Below are 20,153 nucleotides of genomic sequence, written 5' to 3'. Positions count from 1 at the left end.
TGGACAGGAATCCTCCATGCGTTTGTTCAATATTCTGGCAGCCGGTTGTCTGGCCCTGATCTCGGCCACCGTCCAGGCTGAAAATGTCGCTGGCCTTTACCAGGTACGCGAACCGGTGACCGGGCCGGGCGCCGAAGCCCGTGCAGCGGCTACCGCCAAGGCCCTCGACACCCTGGTGCTGCGCCTGACCGGCGACCCCAAGGCGGCGCAGAACCCGGCATTGGCCGAGCTGCGCAAGGACCCGCAGCAAATCATCAACCAGGTGGGCAGCGAAGCCGGGCCACCCGAATCGGTGCTGGTCGAATTCGACCCCGGCAGTACCGAGCGGGCCTTGCGCAAGGCCGGCCTGGCCTTGTGGGGCAGCAACCGGCCATCGATCCTGGGCTGGTGGCTGAACGACAGTGCCGAAGGCAGCAGCCTGGTCGGCGACGGCCAGGCCAGCGCCCAGCCGCTGCGCCGCGCCGCCCAGCACCGCGGGTTACCGCTGCGTCTGCCGCTGGCCGACCTGCAGGAGCAACTGGTGGCCAACGCCGAGCATATCGAAGGCGGCGACCCGGCACCGTTGCGCGAAGCATCCGAGCGCTACGGCGCCGATGCCCTGTTGGCGGTGCATGCCCGTGAAGCCGACGGCAAGTGGCAAGGCAAATGGCAGTTGTGGCTGGGCGACCAACGCGAGCAAGGCAGTGCCGACGGGGCCGATCCGGCAGCCTTGGCTGATGCCGTGATGCAGGCGGTCAGCGTCCGCCTGGCGCCGCGTTACGTCACGCGCCCCGGTGCCAGCAGCCAGTTGCAGGTGCAAGTGCAGGGGATGAACCTGCAGCGCTACGCCGAGCTGGCACGTGTGCTCGAACCTTACGGCCCACGCCTGCAGATGGCCGAGGGCAGCACTCTGACCTATGCGGTAACCGCCAACCGTGAACAGCTGCGGGCTCAGCTTGGCCTGGCCAGGCTGCAGGAGCTACCCGCCGAACAGGCGCCGGCGTCGCCAACCCCGCCAGCTGTGGCCGCGGGGGCGGGCGTGCCACCCGCCGCGGCGGCCCAGCCTGTAGCCGTGCCGTTCGACGGCCTGCGTTTTCGCTGGTAAGGAGAAGCACATACCATGACCGACGTACGTCGTTGGATCTGGCTGGGCGTTGCCTTGCTGGTTGCCGTGCTGCTTTATAGTTTGCACAACATCCTCACCCCATTCCTGATCGGTATCCTGCTGGCTTACCTGGCCGACCCGCTGGTCGATCGCCTTGAACGCCTGGGGCTGTCGCGCACCTGGGGCGTGATCGTGGTGTTCGGCCTGTTCACCCTGCTGTTGCTGGCCTTGCTGCTGGTGCTGGTGCCGCTGCTGGCCAAGCAGCTGTTGCGCCTCTACGAACTGGCGCCACAGATGCTCGACTGGCTCGAACACGTGGCCCTGCCCTGGGTGCAGAACCGCCTGGGCCTGGCCGACGGTTTCTGGAAGTTCGACCGGATCAAGGCTGCCATCGGCAGCCACATGGGCCAGACCACCGATATGGTCGGCATGCTGCTGTCGCATGCCACTGCTTCAGGCCTGGCGCTGATGGCCTGGCTGGCCAACATGGTGCTGATCCCGGTAGTTGGCTTCTATCTGCTACGCGACTGGGACCTGATGATGGCCAAGCTGCGTGGCCTGCTGCCGCGCCAGCGCGAGCCGCAAGTGATGGGCCTGGCGGGTGAATGCCATGAAGTGCTGGGGGCGTTCGTGCGCGGGCAACTGATGGTGATGGTGGCCCTGGGGGTCATCTATTCGGCCGGGCTGATGCTGGTGGGGCTGGAGCTGGGCCTGCTGATCGGCATGCTCGCCGGGCTGGCAGCCATCGTGCCGTACATGGGGTTTGTCATCGGCATCGGCGCGGCCCTGGTGGCGGGGCTGTTCCAGTTCGGTGGCGACTTGTATCCGATGCTGGGCATCGTTGCGGTGTTCATGGTTGGCCAGGCGCTGGAAGGCATGGTGCTGACGCCGTTGCTGGTGGGGGACCGCATCGGCCTGCACCCGGTGGCGGTGATCTTCGCCATCCTGGCCGGTGGTGAACTGTTCGGCTTCACCGGCGTGCTGCTGGCGCTGCCGGTGGCTGCGGTGATCATGGTGCTGCTGCGGCATGTGCACGACCTGTACAAGGAGTCGGAGATGTACGCCGGGGGTGTCGACCCGCAGCTGTGAGCCCTGGCCCTTGTCGCAGCGGCCTGGTGTCGCGATGGGCTGCGCAGCAGCCCCAGAATCTCCGGTGAAGCACAAATTGCCTGGGCTGCTGCGCAGCCCATCGCGGCACAAGGCCGCTCCTGTACGGCGTGCCGGACCTGCGTTTCAAGCGCAACCCCTTGATTTTGCTTGCGCTATCCGTTGCCGCGATTGTGCACCCCGCGTTGCGGGTATAGACTTTGCAGATTGTTCACCAAAGGCCCCCTGCGGTCCTGCGACCGCCCGCGAGCATGAAACCACCGATCCAGTTGCCCCTGGGTGTGCGCCTGCGCGATGACGCCACCTTCATCAACTACTATCCGGGCGCCAATGCTGCGGCATTGGGTTACGTCGAGCGGCTATGCGAAGCCGACGCCGGCTGGACCGAGAGCCTTATCTACCTGTGGGGCAAGCAGGGGGTTGGCCGTAGCCACCTGCTGCAGGCCGCCACCCACCGCTTCCAGCAACGCGGCGAGCCCGCCGTGTACCTGCCCCTGGCGCAATTGCTCGACCGTGGCGTCGAGCTGCTCGACTACCTGGCCCAGTACGAACTGGTGTGCATCGACGACTTGCATGTCATCGCCGGCAAGGCTGACTGGGAAGAGGCCATGTTTCACCTGTTCAACCGTCTGCGTGACAGCGGTCGGCGCCTGCTGCTGGCGGCCTCGGCATCGCCGCGCGAGCTGCCGATCAAGCTGCCGGACCTGAAGTCGCGGCTGACCCTGGCCCTGGTGTTCCAGATGCGCGGCCTGTCCGACGAAGACAAGCTGCGCGCCCTGCAATTGCGAGCTTCGCGCCGTGGTCTGCACCTTACCGACGAAGTCGGCCACTTCATCCTTACCCGCGGCGCACGCAGCATGAGCGCCCTGTTCGACCTGCTCGAACGCCTCGACCAGGCCTCGTTGCAGGCGCAACGCAAGCTCACCATCCCGTTCCTCAAGGAAACCCTGGGCTGGTAAGTGCCGAAAACGCCGGGGCAGCGCGGCAAAACAAAAAAGTCACATCTTTTTCGATAAAATTTGCAAATGGCCATGATAGAGGGCATAGTTTCAGCCTTCTAAAGGATTACAGACACGGTCGTGCCCATGCTGAAGCGCTTCGCACCCCTCGTGCCACTCGCACTCGTGACCCTGCTTTTTGGCTGTGCGGCCCATGGCCCGGCTTCTCATTCAGAGCAGCAGCTCCAGGATCACAACCCGATCGCCGCAGAATCGGCGTTCAAGGCCAAAGCTTCCTCCTCGTCGGTATTCGGCGAGCCGGAAGAACTGGCCACCGAAGATGACCTGGAGGCGTTCTCCAGCAGCAAGCCTTACCAGCTGCCAGTCTTGGCTGACAGCATTCTCGAGCGTGGCATGTCGCTGATCGGCACCCGTTACCGTTTCGGCGGCACCTCGGAGAAGTCCGGCTTCGACTGCAGTGGTTTCATCGGCTACCTGTTCCGCGAAGAGGCGGGCGTGACCCTGCCGCGTTCGACGCGTGAAATGATCAACGTCGATGCCCCGAAGGTGGCGCGCAACAGGCTCAAGCCGGGTGACCTGCTGTTCTTCAGCACCAACGGCCGCGGCCGCGTCAGCCACGCCGGCATCTACCTGGGTGACAACCAGTTCATCCACTCCAGCAGCCGCCGCAGCGGTGGCGTGCGCATCGACAGCCTCGGTGACAGCTACTGGAGCAAGACCTTCATCGAAGCCAAGCGCGCCTTGGCCATGGCGCCGACCAATATCGCGCGCAACTGATAGCAAAATGATGTACCCTGCCGCGGCGGCGATGCTTTGAAAAAAGCTCGCCGCCGTGCGCATTTATAGAAAACGTCTAATCTAAATTCTCAACTCTTTTCGGCTGCGGCCCCGCGACCTCAGACAGGATGTTCTGGCCATGGTAAAAATGGCGCGCTTCGCATTTATCTCCCTGGCAGCCCTGCTGGCTGCCTGCTCCAGCCGCGCGCCTGCGCCGGCCCCTGTGGTACAGCCACAGGTTACCTACAGTCAGCCCAGCCCATCGCCAATCGCCGACGACGTGTTGATGCGTGCCATCGGCCTGGTGGGTACGCCTTATCGCTGGGGCGGCAATACACCGGATTCCGGCTTCGACTGCAGTGGCTTGATCAAGTATGTCTACCGGGATGCGGCTGGCATCAGCTTGCCGCGTTCGACGCGAGAGATGATCGTCATGCGTGCGCCGACAGTGGATGCTGGGTCGCTGCAGTCCGGTGACCTGGTGTTCTTTGCCACTGGTGGTGGTTCGCAGGTCAGCCATGCCGGCATCTATGTCGGTGAAGGGCGCTTCGTGCATGCACCTTCCACAGGCGGCACGGTGCGCCTGGACTACCTGTCCAACAGCTACTGGGCCAAGGCCTACCTGCAGGCCAAGCGGGTGATCCCTTCGGGCCACCTGGCGCAGAATCCGTGAATGGCAACCTGGTGCGTTCCCTGCAGGGGGCACCAGGCGCCAGCGGTAGTCCACACCCGGCAGGGCTCATCGGGCCTTGCTCACCCGCCAGATCACATTGCCGACGTCATCGGCTACCAGCACTCCGCCGCGCCCGTCGTTGATCACCCCTACCGGGCGCCCCATGGCCTCGCCATGGGCATTGAGAAACCCGGTGAGCAGGTCCACGGGTTGGCCCGATGGTTTTCCCGATGCGTCGAACGGCACGAAAATCACCTTGTAGCCGCTGTGCGGCTTGCGGTTCCACGACCCGTGCTGGCCAACGAATGCGCCCTGCTCGAACGGCGCAGGCAGCGCACCGGGTTCGGCGAATGCCAACCCTAGCGACGCCGTGTGTGGGCCCACGGCATAGTCCGGTACCAGCGCCCTGGCCACTTTCTCGGGATCAGGCAGTTGCACGCGCGCGTCCACATGCTGACCGTAGTAGCTGTAGGGCCAGCCATAGAAGCCGCCGTCCTTCACCGAGGTGATGTAGTCCGGAACCAGGTCGCTGCCGATCTCGTCGCGCTCGTTGACTGCCGTCCACAGCACGCCGCTGTGTGGCTCCCAGGCCAACCCGTTGGGGTTGCGCAGGCCGGTGGCAAACAGGCGGTGCTGGCCGCTGGCAGGGTCTACCTGCCAGATCGCCGCGCGGCCTTGTTCCTTGTCCAGACCGTTCTCGCCGACGTTGCTGTTGGAGCCCACCGTGACGAAAAGCGACTTGCCATCGGGGCTGGCGATCACGTTCTTGGTCCAGTGGTGGTTGAGCGGGCCGGCGGGCAGTTCAACTACTCGCTGGCCATCGCCGCGCAACTGCATCGCCCCGGGCTCATAGTGATAGCGCAGCAGCTTGTCCGTGTCGGCGATGTACAGGTCCTTGCCGACCAGGGCCATGCCGAAAGGAGAGTTGAGGCCTTCGATGAAGGCGATGCGTATTTCGGCTACGCCATCATGGTCGGCATCACGCAGCAGGGTGATGCGATTGGCGCTGGGTACCCCCGCACCTGCGCGTTTCATCACCTTGTTCATCACCCAGCCACGCAGGCCTTTGCCGTCTTCGGGTTTGGCCGGCGCGTTGGTTTCGGCCACCAGTACATCGCCGTTGGGCAGTAGATAAAGCCAGCGGGGGTGTTCCAAACCGCTGGCGAACGCTTTCACCTGAGTGCCTGGTGCTGCTTGAGGCTTGACATCGTTGGGCCATCCCACTGCTGGGGCGATGTTTACGGTTGGCAGGATCGTCTTGGTTGGAGCAGGCAGTTGAGGGGTAGGGCCACTGCCATCGTGTACATCCAACAGAGCGGTTTCGCCGCAGGCGGTCAGGCTGGCGACGAACAGCCAAGGCATCAGGTGTTTCATGGACGGCAATCCTCCGGAGAAGGCCTATGGAACTGAGAAATCGGCGAAGTGCCTCGGGTTCCGGCAGCCATTCAACTAATGCTGCTGCTTGTGCTTTTAAGCGCGCGATAGTTCAAGCGCCGCCGAATGCGACTTCAGGAGGCCGAGCGAAGGGCTCCTGAAGTCGCGAAGATCAAGATCAGGAGCAAGAGGTTACCGGACGCAGCTCCACTCCCTGCGTTGGGCCGAATGCTGCTTTCCGGCTGAGATCAGTACAGATCAAACCTGCTTGATCAGCAGCGCTACACCCGGAAAATACTGCCCCAGATCGTTATGCAGCTTGCGCAAGGCATACGGGAAGTACCAGGCAATCGCGCAAGCGGTGTGTTTCTGCACGTCGTCGACCAAGTCCTGCAGTTCCTCCGGGCTGGCATGCTGGCCAGCCTTCCATGGGCTGACGAAGAGCGCCCCAGCCCTCAACTGACTGGGGCCGGCTACCTGGTGGGCAACAGCGGCGGTCTGCTGCAGGGGCCCCGCCATGTCCAGCCGGGCAATTTTTGGCCAGCGCTGGCTGACACTGAGGTACAACGCTTCGTCGGCACTGCGGATCAACAGGTCGCAGCGCCCTTCGAATTCCCCTTCATCACGTTGCTTCTTCCCCGCAAACTGCTGCAGCGCCGCCAGCTCGGCCTGCCAAGCCGCCGCGGCCAACAACCCGGCATTGGCCGCGGCGCCATGCCAGTGCGGCGCTTCGGCATCACCGGCAAACTGGTTGAAACGGTCAATGCAGTCAACCCAGCGCTCCAGCACAGGGCTTAGAAACTCAAGGCGCGGGTTTCTGATGATCTGGCCTCGCATGCGGCACTCTCCTGTTGTTGTTTTGATCGCATTTGGCTACAAATGATGGCTATCTGATATCACTGTGTGCAGTACAGCACAACTCGATGAATTGGCCATTACCCGGGCGGTACCTGTTCGCCTGCAAAGCAGCCCGCTTCGATTGACGCTCCTGATGCAACCCACTAACCTTCGCGCGTGTTTCAGGTGTCCTGCCAGCGCTGTCTGGGCAGGGTGAAACTGGGAAGCCGGTGAGCGCCAGCCAGGTGCGAGTCCGGCGCTGCCCCCGCAACGGTAGGTGAGACGCGGCCGCGCAGGGCCACTGGGTGCCAGCACCCGGGAAGGCGCGCAGGCCCGGGCCGAGGCCCGCTCACAAGCCCGGAGACCGGCCTGATACTGCCAACGGCATCACGGAGGGTGATGCGCGGTGCACCGTGGCTGACGGCCATGGCCCCTGCGCGTTCTCCGTTTGCCCGCCTATTACCTGTCGCCGCGCGTTGCCGTGGCGCCAGCCAGCGGAGAACCCTGATGAGCGAGTCCACCGAACGCGACGAACGCCACCTGGCGCGCATGCAGCGCAAGAAAGCGATCATCGACGAACGTATCGCCAATTCCCCCAACGAATGCGGCCTGCTGCTGGTGCTGACCGGCAATGGCAAGGGCAAGAGCAGCTCGGCCTTTGGCATGCTCGCACGCGCCCTGGGCCATGGCATGCAATGCGGTGTGGTGCAGTTCATCAAGGGCCGCAACAGTACCGGCGAAGAGCTGTTCTTCCGTCGCTTTCCGGAGCAGGTGCGCTACCACGTGATGGGCGAGGGCTTTACCTGGGAAACCCAGGATCGCCAGCGCGACATTGCCGCCGCAGAAGCGGCCTGGGCCGTGTCGCGCCAGTTGCTGCAGGACCCGGGCGTACAGTTCGTGGTGCTGGATGAACTGAACATTGCCCTCAAGCATGGCTACCTCGACCTCGACCAGGTGCTGGCCGACATCCAGGCGCGCCCGCCGATGCAGCATGTGATCGTCACTGGCCGCGCCGCCAAACCGGAAATGATCGAACTGGCCGACACCGTGACCGAGATGGGCATGCTCAAGCATGCGTTCCAGGCCGGGATCCGCGCGCAGAAGGGCGTCGAACTGTGAGCCAGCCCCGTCATTGCCCTGCCGTACTGATCGCGGCACCGGCCTCCGGCCAGGGCAAGACCACCGTCACCGCTGCCCTGGCCCGCCTGCACCGCAACCTCGGGCGCAAGGTACGGGTGTTCAAGTGCGGGCCCGATTTCCTCGACCCGATGATCCTCGAACGGGCCAGTGGTGCGCCGGTCTACCAGCTGGATCTGTGGATGATCGGTGCCGAGGAAAGTCGCCGTTTGTTGTGGGAGGCGGCTGCCGAGGCCGACCTGATCCTGATCGAAGGGGTGATGGGGCTGTTCGATGGTACCCCGTCCAGCGCCGACCTGGCCCGTCACTTCGGTGTGCCGGTGCTGGCGGTAATCGATGGCACGGCCATGGCCCAGACCTTCGGCGCCCTGGCCCTGGGCCTGGCTCGTTACCAGGCTGACCTGCCATTCGCCGGCGTGCTGGCCAACCGGGTAGGCAGCCTGCGCCACGCCCAATTGCTGGAAGGTAGCCTGACCGAAGGCCTGCGCTGGTATGGCGGGTTGTCCCGTGAGCGCGGCATCGAACTGCCCAGCCGCCACCTGGGGCTGGTCCAGGCCAGTGAACTGGATGACCTGGATGCCCGCCTCGACGCCGCTGCCGAAGCACTCGGCGCTAGCTGCGACGCTGCCTTGCCACCGCCGGTTGCGTTCGCCGAACCCGTGCCATACGCCTGCACCGCCTCGCTGGCTGGGGTGCGTATCGGCGTGGCGCGGGACGAAGCCTTTGCCTTCATCTATGGCGCCAATCTCGATTTGCTGCGCAACCTCGGTGCCCAACTCGAGTTCTTCTCGCCGTTGCATGATCGTGAACTGCCGACGGTGGACAGCCTGTACCTGCCGGGTGGTTATCCCGAGCTGCACCACCACGCCCTTGCCGCCAATGCGCTGATGAACGCGGCGATCCGGGCTCATCACGCCCAGGGCAAACCGTTGCTGGCCGAGTGCGGCGGCATGCTGTACCTGCTCGATGCCCTGACCGATGTGGCTGGCGAGCGTGCCGAGTTGCTCGGCCTGCTGCCCGGCGAAGCGACCATGCAGAAGCGCCTGGCTGCCCTGGCGCTGCAGGCGGTGGAACTACCCGAAGGCACCTTGCGCGGGCATACCTATCACCATTCGCTGACCCGTACGGCGCTGGAGCCGATCGCCCGTGGCCTGAGCCCCAACGGTGGGCGTGGCAACGAAGCGGTATACCGCCTGGGGCGGCTGACGGCTTCCTATGTGCACTTCTACTTCCCCTCCAACCCTGGCGCGGTGGTGGCGCTGTTGCGACCATGAATGAACATGCATACAGCGACGCCGAGCGCGCCGCGATCTACCGCGCCATCGGCGAGCGCCGTGACATGCGCCATTTCGCCGGTGGCGAGGTAGCCCCGGAGCTGCTCGGGCGCCTGCTGGCAGCTGCGCACCAGGCGCCCAGCGTAGGCCTGATGCAACCCTGGCGATTCATCCGGATCAGCCGGCGTGACCTGCGCGCGAATATCCAGGCGCTGGTAGAGGACGAACGGGTTCGGACTGCCGAGGCTCTTGGCGAACGCTCCGACGCCTTCATGAAGCTGAAGGTGGAAGGCATCAACGACTGCGCCGAAGTGCTGGTGGCGGCGCTGATGGACAACCGCGAACCGCACATCTTCGGCCGCCGTACCCTGCCGGAAATGGACCTGGCCTCGCTGGCCTGCGCTATCCAGAACTTGTGGCTGGCGGCCCGTGGCGAAGGGCTGGGTATGGGCTGGGTGTCGTTGTTCGACCCACAGGCGTTGGCTGCGCTGCTAGGCATGCCGGCCGGGGCCAAGCCGGTCGCGGTGCTGTGCCTGGGCCCGGTGGCCGAGTTTTACCCGGCACCGATGCTGGTGCTGGAAAACTGGGCTGAGGAACGGCCCTTGAGCGAAATGCTGTACGAAAACCAATGGGGAGAGCGCCAATGAGCGTGGCCTTGCTGACCGTGGCCGGGGTGGCCCTGGATGCCTTGCTGGGCGAACCGCAGCGGCGCCATCCGCTGGTGGCTTTTGGCAACATGGCCGGCAGTCTCGAGCGCCGCCTGAATGCCGGTGGGCGCGGCTGGCGCAGCCACGGCGTGAGCGCATGGTTCCTGGCAGTGGTCCCGTTGACCCTGATGGCACTGATCCTTTCCTGGTTGCCATACATCGGCTGGCTGGTCGACGTGCTGGCGCTGTATTGCGCTGTCGGTCTGCGCAGCCTGGGCGAGCACGTGCTGCCGGTAGCCAATGCCTTGCGCCAGGGCGACCTGGAACAGGCGCGGCGCCGCGTGGGTTTCCTGGTCAGCCGCGAAACCCGTGAGCTGGACGAGCCTGCGGTGGCCCGGGCGGCTACCGAGTCGGTGCTGGAAAACGGCAGCGATGCGGTGTTCGCCGCACTGTTCTGGTTCGTCGTGGCCGGTGCGCCGGGCGTGGTGCTGTATCGCCTGAGCAACACGCTCGACGCCATGTGGGGCTACCGCAACGAACGTTTCGAACGCTTCGGCTGGTGCGCAGCGCGTGTCGACGACGTGCTCAACTATATCCCCGCCAGGCTGGTGGCGCTGACCTATGCACTGCTGGGCAAGACCCGCCTGGCCCTGGCCTGCTGGCGCCGGCAGGGCCCGCTGTGGGACAGCCCCAACGCCGGGCCGGTGATGGCCGCCGGTGCGGGTGCGCTGGGCGTGGAGCTGGGTGGGCCGGCGGTGTACCACGGTGAGCTGCACGAGCGGCCGCGCCTGGGTGACGGGCCAGTGGCCGATGCCGAGGCCATCGAGCGTGGCTGGGGCCTGGTGCAGCGTGGGGTGTGGCTGTGGCTGCTGTTGATCTGCCTGGGGGCTTACGTCAATGCTTGAACATGGTGGCCGCCTGCTACGCGCGGTGCGGCAATATGGCATCGCCCGGGAGCATTGGCTGGACCTGTCCAGCGGCATTGCGCCGTGGTCATTTCCGATCCCGCCGATTCCGCTGGAGGCCTGGGCTCGTCTGCCGGAAACCGAGGACGGCCTGGAGCAGGCTGCGTGCGCGTACTACGGCGCCCGCCAATTGCTGCCGGTAGCCGGTTCCCAGGCCGCGATCCAGGCCTTGCCTTCGCTACGCAGCGCTTGCCGGGTGGGGGTGCTTGCACCGTGCTATGCCGAGCACCCGTACGCCTGGCAGCGGGCGGGGCATCAGTTGCTGGAGCTTGACGAAGCCAAGGTCGAGGCGACGCTCGACAGCCTTGACGTGCTGATGCTGGTCAACCCGAACAACCCAACCGGCCACCGGGTGTCGCCAGAACGCCTGCTGGCCTGGCACGCACGCCTGGCCGTTCGCGGTGGCTGGCTGCTGGTCGACGAAGCGTTCATGGACAACACCCCAGGCGACAGTGTGGTCGGCTATGCCGATCGCCCTGGCCTCATCGTGCTGCGCTCGTTCGGCAAGTTTTTCGGCCTGGCTGGCGTGCGCCTGGGCTTCGTAGCTGCTGAGCGCAGCCTGCTGCTGCGCCTGGCCGAGTTGCTCGGCCCGTGGACCATCAACGGCCCGACCCGGGTACTGGCTCAGGCCAGCCTGGCCGACCATGCCACCCAACGCATACAGGTCGAACGCTGTGCCGCCGCCAGCCAGCGGCTGGCGGCTATGTTGGGCAGCGCCGGCCTGACGCCCAGCGGCGGTTGCGACCTGTTCCAGTACGTGTGCTGTGAGCGCGCTGCGCAACTGCATGACTTTCTCGCCCGCCGTGGCATCCTGGTACGCCTGTTCGAGCAGCCACCGGCGATACGCCTGGGGCTGCCTGCCTGTGCAGCAGATGAACAGCGCCTGGCGCAAGCCCTGGCAGCCTATCAGAAGGAAACGGCATGACCACCCTCATGGTGCAAGGCACCACCTCCGACGCAGGCAAGAGCACGCTGGTGACCGCGCTGTGCCGCTGGCTGTTGCGCCAGGGTGTCGGCGTGGTGCCGTTCAAGCCGCAGAACATGGCGCTGAACAGCGCGGTGACCGCCGACGGCGGTGAAATCGGCCGGGCCCAGGCAGTGCAGGCCCAGGCCTGCCGGCTGGAACCGCACACCGACATGAACCCGGTGCTGCTCAAACCCAACAGCGACACCGGCGCCCAGGTGATCATCCATGGTCATGCCGTCGCCAGCATGAACGCGGTGGCCTATCACGACTACAAGGCCATCGCCATGCAGGCGGTGCTGGCCTCGCACCAGCGCCTGAGCGCTGCCTGGCCGGTGGTCATGGTCGAAGGCGCGGGTTCGCCGGCTGAAATCAACCTGCGTGCCGGCGACATTGCCAACATGGGCTTTGCCGAAGCGGTGGACTGCCCGGTGATCCTGGTCGCCGACATCAACCGCGGCGGTGTGTTCGCCCACCTGGTGGGCACGCTGGAGTTGCTGTCGCCCAGCGAGCAGGCGCGGGTCAAGGGCTTCGTCATCAACCGCTTCCGGGGCGACATCGCCTTGCTGCAGCCAGGCCTGGACTGGCTGGAACAGCGCACCGGCAAGCCGGTGCTGGGTGTGTTGCCGTATGTCAGCGACCTGCACCTGGAGGCCGAGGACGGCATCGATGCACGCCAGGCGGCCAAGGCCGGGCGCGTGCTCAAGGTAATCGTCCCGGTGCTGCCACGTATCAGCAACCACACCGACTTCGACCCGCTGCGCCTGCACCCGCAGGTGGACCTGCAGTTCATCGGCCCGGGCCAGCCGATCCCGGCTGCCGACCTGATCATCCTGCCGGGCTCGAAGAGCGTGCGCGGCGACCTGGCGCAGCTACGCGAACGGGGCTGGGACAAGGCCATCGCACGGCATCTGCGTTATGGTGGCAAGCTGATCGGAATCTGCGGTGGCCTGCAGATGCTTGGCAGGGAAGTGCATGACCCGCTCGGTCTGGAAGGCGCTGCTGGTTCGAGCTCGGGGCTTGGCCTGTTCGATTACAGCACAGTGCTTGAAGCCGACAAGCAACTGCGCAACGTTGCCGGCACGCTGAACCTCGAAGCAGTCCCGGTTGCCGGTTATGAAATACATGCCGGCGTCACCAGCGGACCGGCACTGGAGCAACCTGCAGTGCAGCTTGCCGATGGCCGTTGCGATGGTGCCCTCAGCGCCGATGGCCAGGTGCTTGCCACCTACCTGCATGGCCTGTTCGAAGGTAGCCAATCATGCGCGGCGCTGCTGCGCTGGGCTGGCCTGGAGGATGTGCAGAGCATCGATTACCTGGCCCTGCGCGAGCGCGACATCGAGCGCCTGGCCGACCTCGTGGAAAAACACCTGGACACCGCGCGCCTGCGCCAACTGTGTGGAGTGGCCTGACATGCGTAACCTGATCCTCGGCGGTGCCCGCTCCGGCAAGAGCCGCCTGGCCGAACAGCTGGCCAGCACCAGCGGCCTGGCGGTGACCTACATCGCCACCAGCCAGCCGCTGGACGGTGAAATGAATGCCCGCGTGCAGTTGCACCGCCAGCGGCGCCCGGCAGACTGGGGCCTGATCGAAGAACCCCTGGCCCTGGCCGCGGTGCTGCGCGCTGAAGCAGCCGAAGGGCGCTGCCTGCTGGTGGATTGCCTGACCCTGTGGCTGACCAACCTGCTGATGCTCGAAGACGACCAGCGCCTGGCCGAGGAGCGAGACGCGCTACTGGCCTGCCTGGAGCAGTTGCCGGGCACTGTCATTCTGGTCAGTAATGAAACCGGCCTGGGCGTCGTGCCCATGGGCGAGCTGACCCGGCGCTACGTCGACCTGGCCGGCTGGTTGCACCAGGCCGTGGCCGAACGCTGTCAACGCGTGGTGCTGACCGTGGCTGGCCTGCCCCTAATGCTCAAAGGACCTGCACTATGACCCAAGCCTGGTGGCGTGACGCCTGCCAACCCCTCGACAACGCCGCCATGGACCAGGCCCGCGCCCGTCAGCAGCAGCTGACCAAACCTGCCGGTTCACTCGGCCAGCTGGAAGGCCTGGCCATTCAGCTGGCAGGCCTGCAAGGGCGTGAGCGGCCAAGCCTGGAGCAGCTTGCCATTACCCTTTTTGCCGGCGATCACGGGGTGGTCGAAGAGGGTATCTCGGCCTACCCGCAAGCGGTGACCGGGCAGATGCTGCGCAACTTCGTCGGCGGCGGCGCGGCAATCAGCGTGCTGGCGCGCCAGTTGCAGGCCAGCCTGGAAGTGATCGACCTGGGTACCATCGACCCGCATCTGCAGCTGCCTGGTGTTCGCCATCTGCGCCTGGGCACCGGCACGGCCAACTTCGCCCGCCAGCCCGCGATGACCGAGGGCCAGTTGCAGGCGGCTCTGCAGGCCGGCCGCGACAGCGCGCTGCGCGCTGCCGAACAGGGCGCGCAGCTGTTCATTGGCGGCGAGATGGGCATTGGCAACACCACCGCCGCCGCAGCCCTGGCCAGCGTGCTGCTGGGCTGCCCGGCTATCGAGCTGAGCGGGCCGGGCACCGGCCTGGATGACGCCGGTGTGCGGCACAAGGCGGAGGTCATCGAGCGGGCACTGCGCCTGCATGACTTGCGCGCCGAAGCGCCATTGCAGGCACTGGGCTGCGTGGGTGGCTTCGAGATCGCCGCGTTGGCGGGTGCCTACCTGGGCTGCGCGCAGGCGGGTATCGCGGTGCTGGTGGACGGCTTCATCTGCAGCGTTGCCGCGCTGCTGGCGGTGCGCCTCAACCCGCAGTGCCGGGCCTGGCTGCTGTTCGCCCACCAGGGCGCGGAACCTGGGCACAAGACGGTGCTGGCCGCATTGCAGGCCGAACCGTTGCTGGCTTTGGGCCTGCGCCTGGGCGAGGGCAGTGGTGCTGCCCTGGCTGTGCCGTTGTTGCGCCTGGCCTGTGCCCTGCATGGGCAGATGGCGACCTTTGCCGAAGCAGCAGTGGCGGACCGCCCGGCATGATTCTCGACCTGTTGCGCCATGGTGAGACAGCGCATGGCGGCCTGCGTGGCAGCCTTGACGATGTCCTGACCGACAAGGGCTGGGCGCAGATGCGCAACGCGGTGGCTGAAGCCGGCCCGTGGCAGGTGCTGGTCAGTTCGCCGCTGCAGCGTTGTGCGCGTTTTGCCGATGAACTGGGTGCGCGCTTGAACTTGCCGGTGCAGCTTGAGCCGGCCCTGCAGGAGCTGCATTTCGGTGATTGGGAAGGCCGCAGCGCAGCGCAGATCATGGAACACCAGGCGGACGCATTGGGGCGCTTCTGGGCAGACCCGTACGGATTTACCCCGCCCAATGGTGAGCCGGTAGCGGCGTTTGCCGAACGCGTATTGGCGGCGGTCGAACGCCTGAGCCGTCAGCATGTTGGCAAACGCGTGCTAGTGATCACCCATGGCGGCGTGATGCGGCTGTTGCTGGCCCGTGCCCGAGGCTTGCCAAGGGCCCAGCTGCTGCAGGTAGAGGTCGGCCACGCCGCATTGATGCGGCTGGTGCCGGGTGAGGACGGCCACTGGGTCGAGGGGCGCTGAGATGTTGCCGTTCTGGATTGCCTTGCAGTTCCTCAGCAGCTTGCCGGTGCGCCTGCCGGGCATGCCGGCACCGCGTGATATGGGGCGTTCGCTGTTGTTTTACCCGCTGGTGGGGTTGCTGTTCGGCCTGTTGCTGTGGCTGGCCAGCCACTGGCTGCAGGCGACCCCGGCACCACTGCATGCAGCATTGCTGCTGGCATTGTGGGTGCTGCTCAGCGGTGCCCTGCACCTGGATGGGCTGGCGGACAGCGCCGACGCCTGGTTGGGTGGTTTCGGCGACCGCGAACGTACCCTGCAGATCATGAAAGACCCGCGCAGCGGGCCAATTGCCGTGGTCACCCTGATCCTGGTGCTATTGCTGAAGTTCTGTGCGTTGTGGGTACTGGTGGAGCAGGGTACAGGGGCGCAGTTGCTGCTGGCACCGCTGATCGGGCGATCGGCGATGCTTGGGCTGTTCCTGAGTACCCCCTACGTGCGCCCGGGTGGTCTGGGACAGGCGCTGGCCGAGCATCTGCCCCGGGCTGCGGCCGCTTGGGTGCTGCTGGGTTGTGCGCTGTTCTGCCTGGCCCTGGGCGGGTGGATCGTGGTGCTGGCGCTGGCGGTGTTCGGCTGGCTGCGGCAGTTGATGTGTCGGCGCCTCGGTGGAACCACCGGAGATACCGCTGGTGCGTTGCTGGAGTTGCTCGAATTGGGCGTAGTGCTGGGGCTGGCGTTGAGCCTGTAGGTAACGCATCAGTCGTGTAGCGGCTGGCCTATGGCAGGTGGCAACCGACCAGGCGTGACTTCCTGCCTGGCGATGCCGATGTCTACTCCGAAATATCTTGCAACGCTCATTGTGCGGGTATATACACGTATCCATGCTGACCAGTGAATGTATCTGTACCCATCTGCGTCGCGCCGCCCGTGGGGTGAGCCGGCATTACGACGAGGCCCTTGCCGGCTTCGGGATCAATGTCGCGCAGTTTTCCCTGCTGCGCCATCTGCAGCGGCTCGACCGGCCCAGTATCACCACCTTGGCCGAAGCCATGGGCTTGGAGCGCAGTACCCTAGGCCGCAACTTGCGGGTGCTGGAGGCTGAAGGGCTGGTAGCCCTGGCCGACGGTGATGACCAGCGCAACCGCGTTGTACTGTTGACCGACACCGCTACGCAGCTGCTGCGCGTCGCCCATCCGGCCTGGGAACGGGCCCAGGCCGAACTGGTAGAACGTCTGGGGGCAGGGCAACGGGATGAACTGGTGCGGTTGCTGGGCCTATTGGCTTGAGTTGATGCGATTATAAGCGGGTATATACCCGTAAACCCTTGCGATGTGCTGGAGATAAGGACAATGACTTCGGTGTGGCGAACCAGCGGGTGGGTATTGTTGGGGGCAGCGTTGATCCTGGCGCTGTCCCTGGGTGTGCGGCATGGCTTCGGCCTGTTCCTGGCGCCGATGAGCGCCGACTTCGGTTGGGGGCGTGAGGTGTTCGCCTTTGCCATTGCCTTGCAGAACCTGATCTGGGGCTTGGCACAACCCTTTGCCGGTGCGCTGGCCGACCGCCTTGGTGCGGCGCGGGTGGTGATCATCGGCGGTATTCTCTATGCCACCGGCTTGGTCCTGATGGGCATGGCCGACTCGGCCTGGTCGCTGTCGCTGAGTGCTGGCTTGCTGATCGGCATCGGTCTGTCCGGCACTTCGTTCTCGGTCATTCTCGGTGTCGTCGGGCGTGCCGTGCCGGCAGACAAGCGCAGCATGGCCATGGGGATTGCCAGCGCCGCCGGCTCTTTCGGCCAGTTCGCCATGCTGCCGGGGACCCTTGGCCTGATCCAGTGGCTGGGCTGGTCCGCTGCACTGCTGGTGCTGGGCCTGCTGGTTGCACTGATCGTGCCTTTCGTCGGCTTGCTGCGCGACCGCCCGTTGCCCAGCCATGGCACGGAACAGACCCTGGGCCAGGCCTTGCACGAAGCGTGTTCGCATTCCGGCTTCTGGCTGCTCGCCCTGGGCTTCTTCGTCTGCGGTTTCCAGGTGGTGTTCATTGGCGTGCACCTGCCGGCCTACCTAGTTGACCAGCATCTGCCCGCGACCACCGGGACCACGGTGCTGGCGCTGGTCGGCCTGTTCAACATCGTCGGCACCTTCACCGCGGGCTGGCTGGGCGGGCGCATGTCCAAGCCGCGCTTGCTGACCGGGTTGTACCTGCTGCGTGCGATGGTCATCGTGCTGTTCCTCTGGGCACCGGTGAGTGCGTTCAGCGCCTACCTGTTCGGCATTGCCATGGGCCTGTTGTGGCTGTCCACGGTGCCGCTCACCAACGGTACCGTGGCCACGCTGTTCGGCGTGCGCAACCTGTCCATGCTTGGCGGTATCGTCTTCCTGTTCCACCAGCTGGGTGCGTTTCTGGGGGGCTGGTTGGGTGGGGTGGTGTATGACCGCACCGGTAGCTACGACCTGGTCTGGCAGATTTCCATCCTGCTCAGCCTGCTGGCCGCCGCCCTGAGCTGGCCTGTGCGCGAGCGCCCGGTCGCCCGCCTGCAGGCCCAGGCCGCATGAACCGCTACCTGGCCCGCGGGCTGCTGGCCGTTGTCGGGTTGTTGCTGCTGGCGTTGGTCTGGTGGGGCTGGCACGAGGGCGGGATGGCGTTGCTGCAACTGGGCATGAGTGTTTGTTAGGCGCTACCCTGCAAGCTCAAGGATTGTTTTGCAGGAGAAACGAACCATGCGTGCACAGTGGTTGACGGTGGCGGTGCTGGCCCTGCTTGGCAGCGCTTCGAGCTGGGCTGCCGATTGCCCGGCCTTGTTGCAAGGCAGCCTGCCAGAGTTGCGGGGCAAGGGGCAGGTGGATCTGTGCCAGCGCTTTGCCGGCAAGCCGCTGGTGGTGGTCAATACGGCCAGCTATTGCGGCTTTGCGCCGCAGTTCGAGGGGCTGGAGGCGACATACCAGGCGTATCACCAACAGGGCCTGGAAATGCTTGGCGTGCCATCCAACGACTTCAAGCAGGAAGATGCCGATAGCGAGAAGACGGCCAAGGTCTGTTATGCCAACTATGGTGTCACCTTCACCATGACCAAGGCGCAGCCGGTGCGGGGCAAGGATGCGATTCCACTGTTCGTCGAACTGGCCAGCCAGAGCAGTGCGCCGAAGTGGAATTTCTACAAGTACGTTGTCGATCGCAAGGGCAAGGTGATCGGCAACTTCTCCAGCCTGACCAAGCCGGATGACCCGGAATTCCGGGCCGCCATTGAAAAGGCCATCGCTTCGCAGCGGTAATGTGACCACTCTTGCTCTTGCTTCCTGGCGCGTGGAAGCCCAAGCGCCGCCGATCGCGACTTCAGGAGGCCGAACGCAGGCCTCCTGAAGTCGCGAAGAACAAGAGCAAGGAAAAAACCGCCACGAGGGCGGTTTTTCATATGACGCGTACGAATCAGAAGCGGTAGGTAAGGGATGCACCAATACCGTGAGCACTGTTTTCGTACTTGGCCTGGTAGGTGCCTTTCAATGCCCGTTGTGTCGGCGAGCCCGACACATTGTTGACCTTGGTATCTTCTTCCCACAGGTACGAGTAGGCAACATCGATGGTCATGTCATCGTTCGGGCTCCAGCCGGCACCAAAGCTGACCGCTTTACGGTCGCCAGTTGGAATGCGCGGCGAGCGATCGTGGTTGTTGGTGGGCGACTGGTCGACCGAGAAGCCTGCACGCAGGGTCCATTCCTTGTTGACCTTGTAGGACGCGCCAATGGCGTGGGCCCAGGTGTCATGCCAGTTCTGCTCTTCGGTGATGGTCTGCAGTGGGTAACCCGCCGGGGCTTCGTTCTTGACAACGATGCTTTCCAGGCGGCTCCAGCGCGTCCAGGTACTACCCGCGTACAGGGTCCAGTGGTCATCCAATTCATGGGTAACGGAGAAGTCCACCGACTCCGGCGTCTTGATCTTCAGGCTGGCGTCGAACTTGCCATTCAGGCCAAGCTGTGGGATCGGGTAGGAAACACGGGTATCGCCCTCAAGTTTGTAGTCGACCATCGAGTGATAGGTCAGACCCAGGCGAGTACGGTCCGTAGCTTGTACCAGAACACCGATGTTGTAACCGATCGCGGTGTCATCGCCCTTGATCTTGATCTCGCCATCCGGCCCCCCGGGCCCCAGCAGCGCCTTGCTGCTCAGGTTCGACCCCAGTTCACCCTTGATACGGTTGATGGTCGGGCCAAAACCGATCGACACCTTGTCGTTGAACGCATAGCTGATGGTTGGCTGGAAGGTGACGACCTCGACCTTGCTCTTCTTGCCCCAGTAGCGTGCCGCATCATCGCTACCGTAGTCGGTGATCAGGCCGTATGGTACGTAAACGCCGAAGCCCACGCTCCAGTGATCATCGATCGGCTTGACGTAGTAGCCCATGGGGACGCCCACGACCGGAACCATGTCGCCATCGGTTTCCCCCCCGAAATTGCTGCCAGGGCCGGAAATATCAGTCTTGGCGATGACGGCCGCACCACCCACGGTGACCTGTTCACGCTTCAGGCGTGACATGCCTGCAGGGTTGCCATACACCGTGCTGGCATCTTCGGCAGAAGACGAACGCCCCGCAAAACCGGTTCCCATGCCGCTGATGCTCTGTTCGTTCAGCGCGAACCCGGCGGCGAGCAGTTGGCTGGAAGCAAGAGCAACGGCAATGCCGAGGGAGGTTTTGAGCATTACTTTTTTCATTATTAGAAAACTCCTTGGGATCTCCGGGACGAAACGCTACCAACAAATCACGTGCCGCGCTATAGCCAAGATCGCCGGAGATAGAGCGGCTTTGTAGGACAATCCGACCAAAATTCCTTTTTTTC

Annotated in this window: 22 protein-coding genes and 1 riboswitch; of the genes, 19 read left to right on the top strand and 3 right to left on the bottom strand. The window is 64.8% G+C overall.

All coding sequences use genetic code 11. From position 1 onward, the window contains the following. The first annotated feature begins 16 nt into the window (after positions 1-16). The 5 genes from HU760_RS18210 (at position 17) to HU760_RS18190 (ending at position 4,600) form a co-directional block, all read left to right on the top strand. Positions 17-1,084, top strand: coding sequence for a DUF2066 domain-containing protein (locus HU760_RS18210; protein ID WP_186679077.1), 1,068 nt, complete (start codon positions 17-19; stop codon positions 1,082-1,084). 15 nt (positions 1,085-1,099) lie between these two features. Next, entirely contained in the window at positions 1,100-2,173 is a 1,074-nt protein-coding gene (locus HU760_RS18205) for an AI-2E family transporter (RefSeq protein ID WP_186679076.1), read from the top strand. Positions 2,174-2,442: 269 nt separating this feature from the next. Continuing rightward, a complete protein-coding gene (gene hda, locus HU760_RS18200) occupies positions 2,443-3,150 on the top strand; it encodes a DnaA regulatory inactivator Hda (RefSeq protein WP_003252443.1) in 708 nt (235 codons plus the stop codon). Between the two features lie 126 nt (positions 3,151-3,276). Further along, complete coding sequence (locus HU760_RS18195) at positions 3,277-3,927, top strand: C40 family peptidase (protein ID WP_186679075.1); 651 nt, start codon at positions 3,277-3,279, stop codon at positions 3,925-3,927. 139 nt (positions 3,928-4,066) lie between these two features. Beyond that, positions 4,067-4,600 (top strand): C40 family peptidase, encoded by a 534-nt coding sequence (locus HU760_RS18190; RefSeq protein ID WP_186679074.1) that lies wholly within the window; start codon positions 4,067-4,069, stop codon positions 4,598-4,600. 66 nt (positions 4,601-4,666) lie between these two features. Here the strand turns inward: HU760_RS18190 and HU760_RS18185 are convergent, their stop codons facing one another. Together HU760_RS18185 and HU760_RS18180 are read right to left on the bottom strand one after the other, a co-directional pair. Next, positions 4,667-5,974 carry a PQQ-dependent sugar dehydrogenase gene (locus tag HU760_RS18185; RefSeq protein ID WP_186679072.1) on the bottom strand — a complete coding sequence of 436 codons (1,308 nt, stop codon included), beginning with the start codon at positions 5,972-5,974 and terminating at the stop codon, positions 4,667-4,669. 258 nt (positions 5,975-6,232) lie between these two features. Continuing rightward, complete coding sequence (locus tag HU760_RS18180) at positions 6,233-6,811, bottom strand: hypothetical protein (RefSeq protein ID WP_186679069.1); 579 nt, start codon at positions 6,809-6,811, stop codon at positions 6,233-6,235. Between the two features lie 167 nt (positions 6,812-6,978). Continuing rightward, a riboswitch (cobalamin riboswitch) is annotated at positions 6,979-7,198 on the top strand. A 120-nt stretch (positions 7,199-7,318) separates the two neighbouring features. On the opposite strand from HU760_RS18180, the gene cobO reads away from it, so the two are divergent. The 14 genes from cobO to HU760_RS18115 all read left to right on the top strand — a co-directional run bounded on the left by cobO (position 7,319) and on the right by HU760_RS18115 (position 18,593). Further along, on the top strand, positions 7,319-7,930 hold the full coding sequence (gene cobO, locus HU760_RS18175; RefSeq protein WP_186679068.1) for a cob(I)yrinic acid a,c-diamide adenosyltransferase: 612 nt from the start codon (positions 7,319-7,321) through the stop codon (positions 7,928-7,930). Next, complete coding sequence (locus HU760_RS18170; protein ID WP_186679067.1) at positions 7,927-9,222, top strand: cobyrinic acid a,c-diamide synthase CobB; 1,296 nt, start codon at positions 7,927-7,929, stop codon at positions 9,220-9,222. Before cobO ends, HU760_RS18170 begins: the two co-directional genes overlap by 4 nt. Then, entirely contained in the window at positions 9,219-9,869 is a 651-nt protein-coding gene (bluB, locus tag HU760_RS18165; RefSeq protein ID WP_186679065.1) for a 5,6-dimethylbenzimidazole synthase, read from the top strand. Before HU760_RS18170 ends, bluB begins: the two co-directional genes overlap by 4 nt. Further along, positions 9,866-10,774, top strand: a complete 909-nt coding sequence (cbiB, locus tag HU760_RS18160; protein ID WP_186679059.1) for an adenosylcobinamide-phosphate synthase CbiB — start codon at positions 9,866-9,868, stop codon at positions 10,772-10,774. The genes bluB and cbiB overlap by 4 nt, the downstream gene beginning before the upstream one ends. After that, positions 10,767-11,759, top strand: coding sequence for a threonine-phosphate decarboxylase CobD (gene cobD, locus HU760_RS18155; RefSeq protein ID WP_186679056.1), 993 nt, complete (start codon positions 10,767-10,769; stop codon positions 11,757-11,759). The genes cbiB and cobD overlap by 8 nt, the downstream gene beginning before the upstream one ends. Continuing rightward, positions 11,756-13,210, top strand: coding sequence for a cobyric acid synthase (locus HU760_RS18150; RefSeq protein ID WP_186679054.1), 1,455 nt, complete (start codon positions 11,756-11,758; stop codon positions 13,208-13,210). Before cobD ends, HU760_RS18150 begins: the two co-directional genes overlap by 4 nt. Before the next feature lies 1 nt (position 13,211). After that, entirely contained in the window at positions 13,212-13,733 is a 522-nt protein-coding gene (gene cobU / locus HU760_RS18145; RefSeq protein ID WP_186679051.1) for a bifunctional adenosylcobinamide kinase/adenosylcobinamide-phosphate guanylyltransferase, read from the top strand. Further along, on the top strand, positions 13,730-14,785 hold the full coding sequence (gene cobT, locus HU760_RS18140; protein ID WP_186679049.1) for a nicotinate-nucleotide--dimethylbenzimidazole phosphoribosyltransferase: 1,056 nt from the start codon (positions 13,730-13,732) through the stop codon (positions 14,783-14,785). The genes cobU and cobT overlap by 4 nt, the downstream gene beginning before the upstream one ends. Beyond that, positions 14,782-15,348, top strand: a complete 567-nt coding sequence (locus HU760_RS18135) for a histidine phosphatase family protein (protein ID WP_186679047.1) — start codon at positions 14,782-14,784, stop codon at positions 15,346-15,348. Before cobT ends, HU760_RS18135 begins: the two co-directional genes overlap by 4 nt. Position 15,349: 1 nt before the next feature. Continuing rightward, positions 15,350-16,072 (top strand): adenosylcobinamide-GDP ribazoletransferase, encoded by a 723-nt coding sequence (locus HU760_RS18130; protein ID WP_186679045.1) that lies wholly within the window; start codon positions 15,350-15,352, stop codon positions 16,070-16,072. A 133-nt stretch (positions 16,073-16,205) separates the two neighbouring features. Next, positions 16,206-16,610, top strand: a complete 405-nt coding sequence (locus HU760_RS18125) for a MarR family winged helix-turn-helix transcriptional regulator (RefSeq protein WP_186679043.1) — start codon at positions 16,206-16,208, stop codon at positions 16,608-16,610. Positions 16,611-16,673: 63 nt separating this feature from the next. Beyond that, the gene (locus tag HU760_RS18120; protein WP_189665582.1) at positions 16,674-17,876 is read left to right on the top strand and encodes an MFS transporter; all 1,203 of its coding nucleotides are present in this window, start codon (positions 16,674-16,676) and stop codon (positions 17,874-17,876) included. Beyond that, positions 17,873-17,995 carry a hypothetical protein gene (locus HU760_RS24570; RefSeq protein ID WP_264081719.1) on the top strand — a complete coding sequence of 41 codons (123 nt, stop codon included), beginning with the start codon at positions 17,873-17,875 and terminating at the stop codon, positions 17,993-17,995. Before HU760_RS18120 ends, HU760_RS24570 begins: the two co-directional genes overlap by 4 nt. A gap of 46 nt (positions 17,996-18,041) precedes the next feature. Then, positions 18,042-18,593, top strand: a complete 552-nt coding sequence (locus HU760_RS18115) for a glutathione peroxidase (RefSeq protein ID WP_186679041.1) — start codon at positions 18,042-18,044, stop codon at positions 18,591-18,593. 154 nt (positions 18,594-18,747) lie between these two features. Here HU760_RS18115 and HU760_RS18110 read toward each other — a convergent pair whose 3' ends face one another. After that, complete coding sequence (locus HU760_RS18110; protein WP_186679038.1) at positions 18,748-20,028, bottom strand: OmpP1/FadL family transporter; 1,281 nt, start codon at positions 20,026-20,028, stop codon at positions 18,748-18,750. Between the last annotated feature and the right edge of the window lie 125 nt (positions 20,029-20,153).

This window comes from Pseudomonas oryzicola (genome assembly GCF_014269185.2).
In the GTDB taxonomy this organism is placed as follows: domain Bacteria; phylum Pseudomonadota; class Gammaproteobacteria; order Pseudomonadales; family Pseudomonadaceae; genus Aquipseudomonas; species Aquipseudomonas oryzicola.
This window is presented reverse-complemented; position numbering and strand designations above follow the sequence as displayed.